Source organism: Bosea sp. NBC_00550, from assembly GCF_026020075.1.
GTDB lineage: Bacteria > Pseudomonadota > Alphaproteobacteria > Rhizobiales > Beijerinckiaceae > Allobosea.
Genome location: NZ_CP102772.1, coordinates 2,919,017 through 2,932,028 on the forward strand (window position 1 = coordinate 2,919,017; position 13,012 = coordinate 2,932,028).

Sequence of the window (13,012 nt, forward strand, 5' to 3'; positions counted from 1 at the left end):
ATCCTTCGATCTGCCGTCATGCTCGGGCTTGACCCGAGCATCTCTTGGGAATTGGCGGCGCGTCATGGTCGACTCAAGGCTGACCATGACGCGCGAGAACGCCTCAGCCCTTCAACACTTCGACCAAGGTCTTTCCAAGGCGCGCCGGCGAGGGCGAGACCTTGATGCCGGCCGCTTCCATCGCCGCGATCTTGTCCTCGGCGCCGCCCTTGCCGCCCGAGATGATCGCACCCGCATGGCCCATGCGGCGGCCCGGAGGCGCCGTGCGGCCGGCGATGAAGCCGACCATCGGCTTCTTGCGGCCGCGCTTGGCCTCGTCCTTGATGAACTGCGCCGCGTCCTCTTCGGCCGAGCCGCCGATCTCGCCGATCATGACGATCGAGGTGGTCTTGTCGTCGGCCAGGAACATCTCGAGCATGTCGATGAACTCGGTGCCCTTGACCGGGTCGCCGCCGATGCCGACGGCCGTGGTCTGGCCGAGGCCCTCGCGCGTGGTCTGGAACACCGCTTCATAGGTGAGCGTGCCCGAGCGCGAGACGATGCCGACCGAGCCGGGCTTGAAGATGTTGGCCGGCATGATGCCGATCTTCGACTCGCCGGCGGTGACGACGCCGGGGCAGTTCGGCCCGATCAGGCGGGTCTTCGAGCCGACCAGCGAGCGCTTGACCTTGACCATGTCGAGCACCGGGATGCCCTCGGTGATGCAGATCACCAGCGGGATCTCGGCGTCGATCGCCTCGCAGATCGCATCGGCCGCGCCCGGAGGCGGCACATAGACGACGGACGCCGTGGCGCCGGTCTTGTCCCTGGCCTCGACGACGCTGTCGAAGACCGGCAGGCCGAGATGCAGAGAGCCGCCCTTGCCCGGCGAGGTGCCGCCGACCATCTGCGTGCCATAGGCGATCGCCTGCTCGGAGTGGAAGGTGCCGTTCTTGCCGGTGAAGCCCTGGCAGATGACCTTGGTGTTCTTGTCGATCAGGATGGACATGTCTGCTCCTCAGGCCTTCTTGACCGCAGCGACGATCTTCTGCGCCGCGTCGTCGAGGTCGTCGGCGGGGATGACGTTGAGGCCGGAGGACGAGATGATGTCCTTGCCTTCCTGGACGTTGGTGCCTTCCAGGCGCACCACCAGCGGGACCTGAAGGCCGACGGCCTTCACTGCGGCGATGACGCCGCGTGCGATGACGTCGCACTTCATGATGCCGCCGAAGATGTTGACGAGGATGCCCTTCACCTTCGGGTCGGCGGTGATGATCTTGAACGCCGCCGTCACCTTCTCTTCGGAAGCGCCGCCGCCGACGTCGAGGAAGTTCGCGGGCGATTCCCCGTAGAGCTGGATGATGTCGAGCGTCGCCATGGCGAGGCCGGCGCCGTTGACCATGCAGCCGATCGTGCCGTCGAGTGCGATATAGGCGAGGTCGTACTTGGACGCCTCGATCTCCTTCTCGTCCTCTTCCGTGGTGTCGCGGAGCGCAACGACCTCGGGGTGACGATAGAGCGCGTTGGAGTCGAACGAGATCTTGGCGTCCAGGCACTTGATCTGGCCCTGGGTCGTCACGATCAGCGGGTTGATCTCCAGCATGTCCATGTCCTTGGCCACGAACGCGGTGTAGATCTGGCTGAGCACGGTGCCGGCCTGCTTGGCGAGGTCGCCCGAGAGCCCGAGGATGCGCGCCATGGCGCGGCCGTGATGCGGCATGATGCCGGTGGCCGGGTCGACCGAGAAGGTCTCGATCTTCTCGGGCGTGTCATGGGCGACGGCCTCGATGTCCATGCCGCCTTCCGTCGAGACGACGAAGGCGATGCGCGAGGTCTCGCGGTCGACCAGCGCCGAGAGGTAGAACTCCTTCTCGATGTCCGAGCCGTCCTCGATATAGAGGCGGTTGACCTGCTTGCCGGTCTCGCCGGTCTGCACGGTGACCAGCGTGTTGCCGAGCATCTCCTTGGCGTGGGCCTCGACCTCCTCGACCGATTTGGCCAGGCGCACGCCGCCCTTCGCGTCGGGGCCGAGTTCCTTGAACTTGCCCTTGCCGCGCCCACCGGCATGGATCTGCGACTTCACGACATAGAGCGGCCCCGGCAGCTTCCTGGCGGCCTCGACCGCCTCCGCCACCGTCAGTGCCGGGAAACCGGCCGAAACGGGCGCGCCGAATTCCTTGAGGATGGCTTTGCCCTGGTATTCGTGGATGTTCATGTGCTCGGTTTCCCTGACAGCGACCGAAAATTGACGAGAGGGCGACGGCGCGAATCCGCGCCGTCGCCCTCACTTAAGCTCACGCGAGTGACGGATCGACGTTCTTGCAGGCGTCGATGAGGCCCTGCACCGAAGCCACCGACTTCGCCAGCATCTCCTTCTCGGCGCCGTTGAGGCGGATCTTGACGACGCGCTCGACGCCCTTGGCGCCGATCACGACGGGAACGCCGACGAACATGTCCTTGACGCCGTACTGGCCCTTGAGCGCGGCGGCTGCCGGCAGCACGCGCTTCTGGTCCTTGAGATAGCTCTCGGCCATCGCGATGGCGGAGGCGGCCGGAGCGTAGAAGGCCGAGCCGGTCTTGAGCAGGTTGACGATCTCGCCGCCGCCCTTGCGGGTGCGCTCGACGATGGCGTCCAGCTTCTCCTGCGTGGTCCACTTCATCTTGACGAGGTCCGGCAGCGGGATGCCGGCGACGCCCGAATAGCGGACGAGCGGCACCATGTCGTCGCCATGGCCGCCGAGCACGAAGGCCGAGACGTCCTTGACCGAGACCTGGAACTCCTCGGCGAGGAAGTGGCGGAAGCGGGCGGAGTCGAGCACGCCGGCCATGCCGCAGATCATGTTCGGCTTGATGCCGGAGAACTTCTGCAGCGCCCAGACCATCGCGTCGAGCGGGTTGGTAATGCAGATCACGAAGGCCTTCGGCGCATACTGCTTGATGCCCTCGCCAACCGCCTTCATCACCTTGAGGTTGATGCCGATCAGGTCGTCGCGGCTCATGCCGGGCTTGCGCGGCACGCCGGCGGTGACGATCACGACGTCGGCGCCCTTGATGTCCTCGTAGGAGCTCGTGCCCTTGTAGCCGGCGTCGAAGCCGTCGACCGGCGCGGACTCGGCGATGTCCAGACCCTTGCCCTGCGGGATGCCGTCGGCGATGTCGAACAGGACGATGTCGCCCAGTTCCTTGAGGCCGGCGAGGTGGGCGAGCGTGCCGCCGATCTGGCCGGAGCCGATGAGGGCGATCTTCTTACGGGCCATTGCCTAGTCCTTTTGTCCTGGCGCTGCAAAATGCCGGCGAGCCGGCCAAACCGTGCGTTCCTTTGGCCCAAACCGGGCTTTTGCCGCAACCCTTGCCCGAAAAGCGGCTTTTCCGGGGCGCCCGCCCCCGCATCGCGCGAGGGAACAGGGCAGTCTTAGATTTTTCAATGACTTGCGGGAGCACATTTCAGTGGCTCGATCGAGGATGGTCGGAATTCGAGCAGTTACAATTTACGAATTCTGTAATTCGTCACCAGATTTTTCACACGATGCCGCTACCGAGCACCCGCAGGATCACGCGGATCAGGGTGGAGAGTCGCGTATCGACCGAAGCCAGCGGCACATCCGCTTCCAGCGCCAGCGAGGCGGGATGGATGAAGCGATGCGTGGCGTCGATGACGAAGGCGATGGCGCGGTCGCGGTCGCGCGGCTCGAAGACGCCCGTCGCGATGCCCTCGTCGACGACGCGCTCGAACAGGGCGCGCACGCGCGTGCGGTTGCGCCGGCTGATGGCATGGCGCTTGGCGACGGCGAGCGACAGCGCCGCGAACAGATGCGGATCCTCGCTCAGGAGGTCGCGATTGGCCTTGGCCAGCGCCAGGATCAACCGTTCGAGCTTGTCGTCGGCCGGGTCGGGCCCGTCGGCGACATCGGCGAGCCTGCGCTCCGTCGCCTTCAGCCAGACATCGACGACAGCATCGATGAGCGCCACCCGCGAGGGAAAGTAGCGGTAGACATTGGCATGCGTCATGCCCGCCTCTTCCGCCACGGCGACGACGGTGAAGCGCTTCAGCCCGAACTTGCGCAGATGCTCGCTGGCGACCGTGAGGATGCGGGTCTCGCTCGGCTCGCGCTGCGGCATGGGTCAGCGATCCATCGGCTCAGATAGCACCGCCGTCATTCCGGGGCATCGCGCAGCGATGAGCCCGGAACCCAGAACCGATGCCCCTCGCGCGGTCGCTGTGCCATCCGATGCCTCTCTCTGGATCGGCGGCGTCGGCTCTGGATTCCGGGCTCGCCCCTGCGGGGCGCCCCGGAATGACGGTGAGGGATTCGCGCCGCCGGCCGTCATCACGTCTCGACCAGACCGGTGGTGTCTCCGCTCGCCGTCGAGTCGGGGCGGCCATGCGGCATGGCGAGGTATTCCTCGGAGCGCATCTCGATGAGGCGGGACACCGTGCGGTCGAACTCGAAGGCCTCGCGCCCCTGCCTGGCATGGTAGAGCTCGTGCGGTTCGGCCGCCGCCGAGGCGACGAGCTTCACATGGTGCTCGTAGAGCGTGTCGATCAGGATGATGAAGCGCTTGGCCTCGTTGCGCCGGTCGAAATCGAGGATCGGGATGCCATCGAGCACCAGCGTATGGAAACGCTGCGCCAGCGCGATGTAGTCCGAGGCGCCATAGGCCTGGGCGCAGAGATCGGCGAAGCCCGCTCGCGCCACGCCGCCCGCCGCCTGCGGCAGGACGAGGTCGTGCCCCTGCACGTTCAGCACCGTGCGCGGCCCCTGCGCCGTGCCGGACAGTGCCTTGAAGGCCGTGTCGAGCGCGGCCTTCGCCTTGTCGTCGGCCGGCACATGGTAGACCGGCGCGCCGCCGAGCTTCTCCAGCCGGAAATCGGTGCGGGCATCGAGCTTGAGCACCTCGACCTTGGTCTGCAGCAGCGCGATGAAGGGCAGGAACAGCGCCCGGTTGAGCCCGCCCTCATAGAGGCGCGAAGGCTCGACATTCGAGGTCGCGACCACCACGACGCCGGCGGCGAACAGCGCCGTGAACAGCCGCCCCAGGATCATCGCATCGGCGATGTCGGTGACGGTGAACTCGTCGAAGCAGAGCAGGTAGGCCTCGTCCGCGAGTTCGGCGGCGACGGGCGCGATCGGGTCGGCGTCCTTGACCTCGCCGCTCTTGATCTTCTGGCGGTAGATGTTGATGCGTCCGTGCACATCGGCCAGGAACTCGTGGAAATGCACGCGGCGCTTGCGCTTCACCGGCGCGGCCTCGAAGAACATGTCCATCAGCATGGTCTTGCCGCGGCCGACCGAGCCCCAGATGTACAGCCCTTTCGGCGCCTCGGCCGTGTCCGGCTTCTTGCCGAAGAGCCAGCCCAGCGCGCTGCCCTTGCGGGCGAGGCGGCGGGCCGCGAGAGCGGCGGTCAGGACTTCCAGCCGCTTCACCACCGCGACCTGCGCGGGATCGCGCTCGATGGCGCCCGCCTCGACCAGGGCGGCATAACGGTCGGTGATCGAGGCTGACATGACGGCGGGCGCTGGCGATCCGGATGAGACCAGACGGGGTTACGGCAGCCCTGCCATCATCGCAAGTCCGACGGACCGTTTCGGGAAAAGAGCGTGATTCTCGGGGCGACGCATCGCGTCGACCCGAGAATCTCATGACGAGCGCGCGCCGGTTTCCGAGATGCTCGGGTCAAGCCCGAGCATTGTCTGTTTGTGATGGGGTATTGAGGTTTTGTTCCGCGTGAGCGGGATGTCTGGTCCGGCTGGCCGGCCGGACCAGACGCGACTCGTCGACCGTCCCGAGCCAGGGCTTTCGCCCGTCGTCATCGAGGTTGCGGGTCGCTTCCCTTGTCACGCTTGGTGAGTTGCCAGGGCCTCTTCGCATGAGCCGAACGCCCGCAGACAATCACAAGCCCTTCGAGGATAGCTCCCGATGCCGGTTTGCACCACGGTCCCTGAACCCTCCCGTTTCCTCGGCTGTGATGTCGGCAAGGCCGGGATCGTCGTCTTCGACAGCCGCGGCGACACCCTCGGCAGTCTCCCTAACGAGGCTTCGGCCCTGGCAGCCTTCGCAGCCGGGCTCGGCCCGGACTGCCTCGTCGTCTGCGAGGCGACGGGCGGCTATGAGGACGCCCTGCTGGCGGCGCTCGTCTCAGCCGGCTGCCCGGCCCATCGCGCCGATGCCCGCAAGGTCAAGGCCTTCATCCGCTCCTATGGGACGCTCGGGAAGAGCGATGCGCTCGATGCCAGGGCGCTTGCCCGCTACGGCGCCGAGCGCCACGCTCGGCTGATCCGCTGGCAGGCGCCCGCCCCGGCACGCGAGCGCCTCCAGGTCCTGGTGCGGACCAGAGCCGATCTCGTCGCCCAGAGAACGGCCTGCACCAACCGGCTCAACGCTCCCGGCATCGAACCGGTCAAAGCCCCGCTCCAGGCCCTGCACGACTGCCTCAAAGCCCAGATCGCCGCCCTGGCGCAAACCATCGCCGAGACCCTGCGCACCATCGCCCGCACCGACAGAAGCGAGCAGGCCTTGCGCTCCATCCGCGGCATCGGAACGACCACCGCCGCCACCCTCATCGCACTCATGCCCGAGCTCGGACGCATCAGCCGGCGCCAGGCCGCCGCACTCGCAGGCCTGGCTCCTCATCCAAACCAGAGCGGCAGTCGAGACGCCTACCGCCCAACCAGAGGCGGCAGGGCCGAAATCAAGGCCGCCCTGTTCATGCCCGCAATGGCCGCCGCAAGGCACGACCCCGCCATGCGCGACGCCTACACACGCCTCATCGCAAACGGAAAAAAGCCAATCGTCGCTCTCACCGCAATCATGCGACGCATCATCGTCATCGCAAATGCCCGCGTCAGAGACCAAAACAAACTGAGTTGATGACGCGCAGATGCTCCGCAGGACTTACTTGCCCTGGTTGACGGTGATCGGCTTGATCGCGTTGTCGGGCAGGCCGTACTTCTGGATCAGCGCGTCATAGGTGCCGTTCGCCTGGAGCCGGTCGAGCGCGCCCTTGACGGCGTCGCGCAGCTGCGTCCCTTCCGCCGTCTTGGCGAAGGGGATGCCGGCCAGCGAATGGGTGAAGGGCTTGCCGAGCGGGATATAGGTGTTCGGCTCGAGCTTCTGGAAATGGCTCATCGTCTCGCTGCCCTGGACGCCGCCCTGCAGGCGCTGCGTCTTGAGCTGGGTGCGGGCATCGACCGAGCCCTCGGTCTCGACCACGTTGACCGCGGGCTTGCCCTTGGCGACGCAGTTCGATGCGCTCCACTCGCCGATCTGGCGCGGCCAGTTGGTCGCGCGGCTGGCGCCGACACTCTTGCCGCAGAGGCCCTCGGGGGTCTTGATCGTGTCCTTGAACGCCGTGACCGTGTAGAATTGCGCGCCGGAATCCAGGTAGTTGATGAAATCGGCCGCCTCGCGCCGTGCCGGCAGGTCGCTCATCCCCGCCATCACCGCGTCGACGCGGCCCGTCTGCAGCGAGGACAGCATCTGGGCGAAGGCGGTCTCCTGCCACTCGACCTTGATGCCGAGCTCCTTGGCGATGGCCTCGCCGAGCTCGATATCGAAGCCCGAGAGCTGGTTGGTCGCCACGTCCTTGAAGGTGATCGGCGGATAGTTCGGCTGGGTGGCGATGATGATCTTGCCGGCGGTCTTGACGCGGTCCGGCAGGGCTTGGGCCTGTGCGGCGAGCGCGGTGCCGGCGAGCAGCGCGGCGGCGATGGTCAAACGAAGCATGTGGTCTCTCCCTCTAGTGAACTGATTCCGTTGCCGTCACTTCAGGACGGCGGCGATGAAGTCGCGCGTGCGCGCCTGTTTCGGCGCGACGAGAACGGTCTGCGGCGGACCCTGCTCGACGATCTCGCCCTTGTCCATGAAGACGACATCGCCCGCCACCTCGCGCGCGAAGCCGAGCTCATGCGTGACCACGATCATCGTCATGCCTGAGGCCGCGAGATCGCGCATCACGTTCAGAACCTCGCCGACGAGTTCGGGGTCGAGCGCGGAGGTCGGCTCGTCGAACAGCATCAGCTTCGGCTTCATCGCCAGCGCCCGGGCGATGGCGATGCGCTGCTGCTGCCCGCCCGAAAGCTCGCTCGGATAGGCGTCGCGCTTCTCGGCGAGGCCGACACGCTCGAGCAGCGCCGTCGCCTCGGCGACGATCTGCTTGCGCGGCCGCTTCAGCACGGTGAGCGGCCCCTCGATGATGTTCTGCAGCGCCGTCATGTGGTTGAACAGGTTGAAGCGCTGGAAGACCATGCCGGTGGCGAGGCGCTGGCGCGCGATCTCCGGGTCGGTCAGCTCGTGCAGCTCGTCGCCGACGCGGCGATAGCCGATCAGTTCGCCATCGACGCGGATGGCGCCCTGGTCGATCTTCTCGAGCTGGTTGATGCAGCGCAGCAGCGTCGACTTGCCCGAGCCCGACGGCCCGATGATGCACTGGACCGTGCCGGGCTCGATCGAGAGCGAGACGTTGTTCAGCGCCTTCAGATCGCCGAAGAACTTGCTGACATTGGCGATCGTGACGATCGCGCTATCGGCCTCTGCCGTGTTCGCCACCGCGCTCATGCGGGCTCCTCCTGAACCGCGGCGCGTTTGATGCGCCGTCCCACCCGCCCCTTCGAGAAGTGGCATTCGAGAAAATACTGGCCGATCTGCAGCAGCGTCACGACCAGCAGGTACCAGCCCGCGGCGACGATCAGCAGTTCGATGACCCGCGCATTGGCATAATAGATCGTCTGCGCGTTGCGCAGGATCTCGGCGTACTGGATCACGCTCGCCACCGAGGTGAGCTTGACCATGCTGATCACCTCGTTGCCCACCGGCGGGATGATGACGCGCATCGCCTGTGGCAGCACGATCCGGCGCAGCGTCGTCAGCCGCGTCATGCCGATCGCCTTGGCGGCCTCGGTCTGGCCGGTGTCGACGGAGAGGATGCCGCCGCGCACCACCTCGGCCGTATAGGCGCCCTGGTTCATGCCGAGCCCGAGCAGCGTCGCCATGAACGGCCCGATGATATCGATCGTCCGCCAGGAGAACACACCCGGAATGCCGATGGTCGGGAAGACCAGCGCCAGGTTGAACCAGATCAGGAGCTGCAGCAGCAGCGGCGTGCCGCGGAAGAACCAGATGTAGAACAGCGCCACGCTGCGCAGCACCGGGTTCGGCGACATGTACATGATCGCGAAGACGACGCCGAGCACGACGCCGAGCGTCATCGCGCAGACGGTCATGATCAGCGTGTTGCCGAGGCCGGCGATGATGGCGGGCGCCGTGAAGAACTGCCGGACCACCGGCCAGGCGATGTCGCCCTCGACGAAGGCCATCACAATCCAGGCCAGGATGGCGAGGATCACGGCCGAGGCGAACCAGCGGCCGTAGAAGCGCCGCGGCACGATCCTGAGATGGGCGATAGCAGAGAGATCGCGGCTGCTGATCGGTGAAGTGGCGTCGGTCATCGCCGCGTCTCCCGGCTCCAGGCTTCAAGAGCCGTCAGGTTGTCACGGAAGCGCGCGATCTGCTCGCGCACGCGGTCGGGTGCCGTGCCGCCATGGCCGCTGCGGGCCGCGACGGCGGCATCGAGCGTCAGATGGTCGATCACGCCAGCGTCGAGCCGCGGATCGACGGCCCGGAGGTCGACGGCGTCGAGCGTCTCCAGCTCACGCCCCATTTCCTCGCAATAGCGCACCAGGGTCCCCGTGATCTCATGCGCCTCGGCGAAGGGCACGCCCCTGCGGGCGAGATAGTCGGCCACTTCGGTCGCCAGCGCGAAGCCGGAGCCGGCCTGGGCACGCATCACCTTGGCGTCGGCGCTCATGCTGGCGATCAGCCCGGCAAAGGCGGGCAGCACCTCTTCCAGCACGTCGACGGCGTCGAATGCGGCGCGCTTGTCCTCGGCGAGGTCGCGGTTGTAGGAAAGCGGCAACCCCTTCAACGCTCCGAGCATGGCGACGAGATCGCCGGTCAGCCGCGCCGCCCGCCCGCGCGAGATCTCGGCGATATCGGGGTTCTTCTTCTGCGGCATGATCGAGGAGCCGGTGGCGAAGGCGTCGTCCAGCGTCACCCAGGCGAATTGCCTGGAAGCCCACAGCGTCACCTCCTCGGCGAGCCGCGACAGGTTCGTCGTCAGCATCGCCGCGACGAACAGGAACTCCGCGACATGGTCGCGCGCGCCGACCGCATCGACCGAATTCTCGAACGGCCGATCATAGCCGAGCGCCCGCGCGCTGAGCTCGGGATTGAGCGTGATCGCGGAGCCGGCAAGCGCCGCCGCCCCGAGCGGCGACTGGCCGGAGCGCGCTTCCCAATCCTTCAGGCGCGAGGCATCGCGCATCAGCACCTGGCCATGCGCCATCAGCCAGTGGCCGAAGGTGACGGGCTGGGCGCTCTGCAGATGGGTGAAGCCGGGGCTGACCGAGGCCGCGTGCAATTCCGCCTGGTCGGCGATCGCGGTCAGCAATTCGGCCAGCATCGCCGCCAGCGAACGCGACTTCTCGCGCAGATAGAGCTTGAGGTTGTTGGCCGCCTGGTCGTTGCGCGAGCGCCCGGCCCTGAGCTTGGCACCGGTCGAGCCGATCCGCTCGGTCAGGATGCGCTCGATGAAGGTGTGGACGTCCTCGTCCTGCGGCCCCGGCGCGATGCGGCCTTCGACCGTGTCCCGCGCGATCGCGTCGAGGGCGGTCAGGATGGTGTCGAGTTCCGGGGCCGTCAGCAGCCCGGCGCGCCCGAGTTCGGCCGCATGCGCCTTGCCGCCCGCGACATCCTGGGGCACCAGCCTGGCGTGCTCGCCGGCTGCGCTGGAGAGCTTCATCAACCGCGCATCCGGCGGTTTGCGGAAACGTCCGCCCCACAGGCGGGTCGTCTGGTTCATGATGCTCGTTCCTCCCCTAGCGGAAGAATGGCCTCTTGACCGAGAGGCCGGCAAACGAAACGATCTCCGCAGAGATAGTCCGAAAAGGAATACCCCATGGCCGCCGGTCGGCCTCCCCCGTCATCGACCGCCCTGCGGGCCTTCACCACCGTCGCACGACTGGGCTCGACGGCCCGCGCCGCGCAGGCGGTCAACCTCACCCAGAGCGCCGTCTCCAAGCAGATCCTCTCGCTGGAGCATCATCTCGGCGCCGTGCTGTTCGATCGCAGCCCGCTCGGCCTGAAGCTGACCGAAGCCGGCGCGATCTATCTGCCCTATGCCGAAGCGGCGCTGGAGCAGATGGATCGCGGCGCGCGGCGCCTGGCCGAGCGCTCCGCCGTCGCCCGGCCGATCCGGCTGCACATGGTCGCCATCGTCGGCGAGCGCTGGCTGATGGGGCGCTTTCCCGCCTTCGCCGAGGCTCACCCAGGCGTCGACGTGCAGTTCACCAACTATGTCAGCGAGAGCGAGACCGAAGAGCCCGATCTCGATATCGCCCACGGCGTCCCGCCCTGGACCGGCAGGGAGGCGCACTATCTGTTCGGCCGCGATGTCGCCCTCGTCGCCGCGCCGAGCCTGATCGAGCGCATGGGCGGTTTCCGCCGCGCCGCCGACATCCAGAAGATGACACTGCTCCAGCACTATCAGATGCCGACCTTCTGGGCCGAGTTCACCGAGGCCCACGATCTGCGCGGAGCCGTGCCCGAGCACACCGTGCGCTACGGCTACTATTCCGTGATTACCAGCGCCGCCGTCGCCGGGCTCGGCGTCGCCTTGACGCCGCGCTGCTATGTGGCGGATGAATTGGCCTCCGGCGCGCTCGTCAACCCGCTCTGTCTCGGCTTCACAAGCGCGACCGGCTGCTGGCTCACCCGCCCGCTCGGCCAGCCGGATCGCCCCGGCCTCGACGAATTCGTCACCTGGTTGCTCAGCGAGGCCGGGCAGTTCGACGCCGCGACACGGGCGCCTTCTTCAGCAGACTGATTCCCCGCGAAACTTCCCTCCGGGCGGTGCGTTGTCTTCGCCGAGGAGGAGACATGCTCACCATTCTGCCCGCCCCGGACCATGTCGGCGCCTATCGCCTGTCGCGGACGCTGACAGCCGACGATCTCGATCAGATCATGGCCGATATCGATGCGAAGCTTGGCCGCCACGAGAAGATCGGCATCCTCGCCGACTTCACCGAGTTCACCGACATGACATTGGCAGCCGCCTGGAAGGATGCGCGCTACAGCCTCGGCGAGCTCTGGGAGCTCCAGCGTTTTCCCCGCGAGGCCGTGGTCACCGACAAGAGCTGGCTCGCCGCCTTCGTCGACCTGCTCAACCCCGCGATCCCCTTCGTCACGGTGCGCACGTTCAAGCCGGAGGAGTACGACACCGCGCTGGCCTGGGCCGGCGATATCGAGGGCGGTCCCAACGCCTGACGATCGCGCGCGTCAGCTGCGCGCGAAGGTCTCGTCGAAGGCGTAGCCGGCGCCGCGCACCGTGCGCAGCGGGTCCTTGGTGTTGGCAGGCGTGATTGCCTTGCGCAGCCGCCCGACATGGACGTCGACCGTGCGCTCGTCGATATAGACGTCGCGGCCCCAGACGGCATCGAGAAGCTGGGCGCGCGAATAGACCCGCCCCGGTGCCTGCATCAGGAATTCGAGCAGCCGGAACTCGGTCGGCCCGAGATGCAGCTCGCTGCCGGCGCGGCGGACGCGCCGGGTCGTGCGGTCGAGTTCGAGATCGCCCGCGGCCAGCAGCCCCGCGACGTGACCTGGCTTCGCCCTGCGAAGAAGCGCCTGGATGCGCGCGATCAGTTCCGGCAGCGAGAACGGCTTGACGACGTAGTCGTCGGCGCCGGTCGCAAGGCCGCGTACCCGCTCGGTCTCCTCGCCGCGCGCCGTCAGCATGATGATCGGCACGCGCTCGGTGTCGCGCCGCGAGCGCAGCCGCCGGCAGAGCTCGATGCCGGAGAGGCCGGGCAGCATCCAGTCGAGCAGCACGAGATCGGGGGTGTGGTCGCGCAGATGCAGCTCCGCATCGTCCCCGCGCGCGACGCTGTCGACCTCGAAGCCCTCGGCCTCGAGGTTGTAGCGCAGCAGCAGGGTGAGCGGCTCCTCGTCCTCGACGATCAGGATGCGTGCGGCCATG

13 protein-coding genes are annotated in these 13,012 nt (G+C 67.2%); 3 read left to right on the plus strand and 10 right to left on the minus strand.

Going from position 1 to position 13,012, the window contains the following annotated elements:
• Positions 1–103 precede the first annotated feature (103 nt).
• From sucD to zapE, 5 genes are all read right to left on the minus strand, one after another.
• A complete protein-coding gene (gene sucD, locus NWE53_RS14030) occupies positions 104–988 on the minus strand; it encodes a succinate--CoA ligase subunit alpha (RefSeq protein ID WP_265050002.1) in 885 nt (294 codons plus the stop codon).
• Between the two features lie 9 nt (positions 989–997).
• Positions 998–2,194, minus strand: coding sequence for an ADP-forming succinate--CoA ligase subunit beta (sucC, locus tag NWE53_RS14035; RefSeq protein WP_265050003.1), 1,197 nt, complete (start codon positions 2,192–2,194; stop codon positions 998–1,000).
• 79 nt (positions 2,195–2,273) lie between these two features.
• On the minus strand, positions 2,274–3,236 hold the full coding sequence (gene mdh / locus NWE53_RS14040; protein ID WP_265050004.1) for a malate dehydrogenase: 963 nt from the start codon (positions 3,234–3,236) through the stop codon (positions 2,274–2,276).
• Positions 3,237–3,498: 262 nt separating this feature from the next.
• Entirely contained in the window at positions 3,499–4,098 is a 600-nt protein-coding gene (locus NWE53_RS14045; RefSeq protein WP_265050005.1) for a TetR/AcrR family transcriptional regulator, read from the minus strand.
• A 209-nt stretch (positions 4,099–4,307) separates the two neighbouring features.
• The gene (zapE, locus tag NWE53_RS14050) at positions 4,308–5,486 is read right to left on the minus strand and encodes a cell division protein ZapE (RefSeq protein ID WP_265050006.1); all 1,179 of its coding nucleotides are present in this window, start codon (positions 5,484–5,486) and stop codon (positions 4,308–4,310) included.
• A gap of 412 nt (positions 5,487–5,898) precedes the next feature.
• Here zapE and NWE53_RS14055 point away from each other — a divergent pair, with 412 nt between their 5' ends.
• Positions 5,899–6,849 (plus strand): IS110 family RNA-guided transposase, encoded by a 951-nt coding sequence (locus NWE53_RS14055; RefSeq protein ID WP_265050007.1) that lies wholly within the window; start codon positions 5,899–5,901, stop codon positions 6,847–6,849.
• Positions 6,850–6,873: 24 nt separating this feature from the next.
• Here the strand turns inward: NWE53_RS14055 and NWE53_RS14060 are convergent, their stop codons facing one another.
• Genes NWE53_RS14060 through argH form a run of 4 tightly spaced genes read right to left on the minus strand, consistent with a single transcriptional unit; the run spans position 6,874 to position 10,837 of the window.
• The gene (locus NWE53_RS14060; protein ID WP_265050008.1) at positions 6,874–7,704 is read right to left on the minus strand and encodes an ABC transporter substrate-binding protein; all 831 of its coding nucleotides are present in this window, start codon (positions 7,702–7,704) and stop codon (positions 6,874–6,876) included.
• Between the two features lie 36 nt (positions 7,705–7,740).
• Positions 7,741–8,535, minus strand: a complete 795-nt coding sequence (locus tag NWE53_RS14065) for an amino acid ABC transporter ATP-binding protein (RefSeq protein ID WP_320109511.1) — start codon at positions 8,533–8,535, stop codon at positions 7,741–7,743.
• Positions 8,532–9,425, minus strand: coding sequence for an amino acid ABC transporter permease (locus NWE53_RS14070; protein ID WP_265050009.1), 894 nt, complete (start codon positions 9,423–9,425; stop codon positions 8,532–8,534). Before NWE53_RS14070 ends, NWE53_RS14065 begins: the two co-directional genes overlap by 4 nt.
• Positions 9,422–10,837 (minus strand): argininosuccinate lyase, encoded by a 1,416-nt coding sequence (gene argH / locus NWE53_RS14075; RefSeq protein WP_265050010.1) that lies wholly within the window; start codon positions 10,835–10,837, stop codon positions 9,422–9,424. The genes NWE53_RS14070 and argH overlap by 4 nt, the downstream gene beginning before the upstream one ends.
• Before the next feature lie 96 nt (positions 10,838–10,933).
• Here argH and NWE53_RS14080 point away from each other — a divergent pair, with 96 nt between their 5' ends.
• On the plus strand, positions 10,934–11,860 hold the full coding sequence (locus NWE53_RS14080) for a LysR family transcriptional regulator (RefSeq protein ID WP_265050011.1): 927 nt from the start codon (positions 10,934–10,936) through the stop codon (positions 11,858–11,860).
• A 53-nt stretch (positions 11,861–11,913) separates the two neighbouring features.
• On the plus strand, positions 11,914–12,300 hold the full coding sequence (locus NWE53_RS14085) for a SpoIIAA family protein (protein WP_265050012.1): 387 nt from the start codon (positions 11,914–11,916) through the stop codon (positions 12,298–12,300).
• 12 nt (positions 12,301–12,312) lie between these two features.
• On the opposite strand, the gene phoB is transcribed toward NWE53_RS14085, so the two are convergent.
• Entirely contained in the window at positions 12,313–13,011 is a 699-nt protein-coding gene (gene phoB, locus NWE53_RS14090) for a phosphate regulon transcriptional regulator PhoB (RefSeq protein ID WP_265050013.1), read from the minus strand.
• Between the last annotated feature and the right edge of the window lies 1 nt (position 13,012).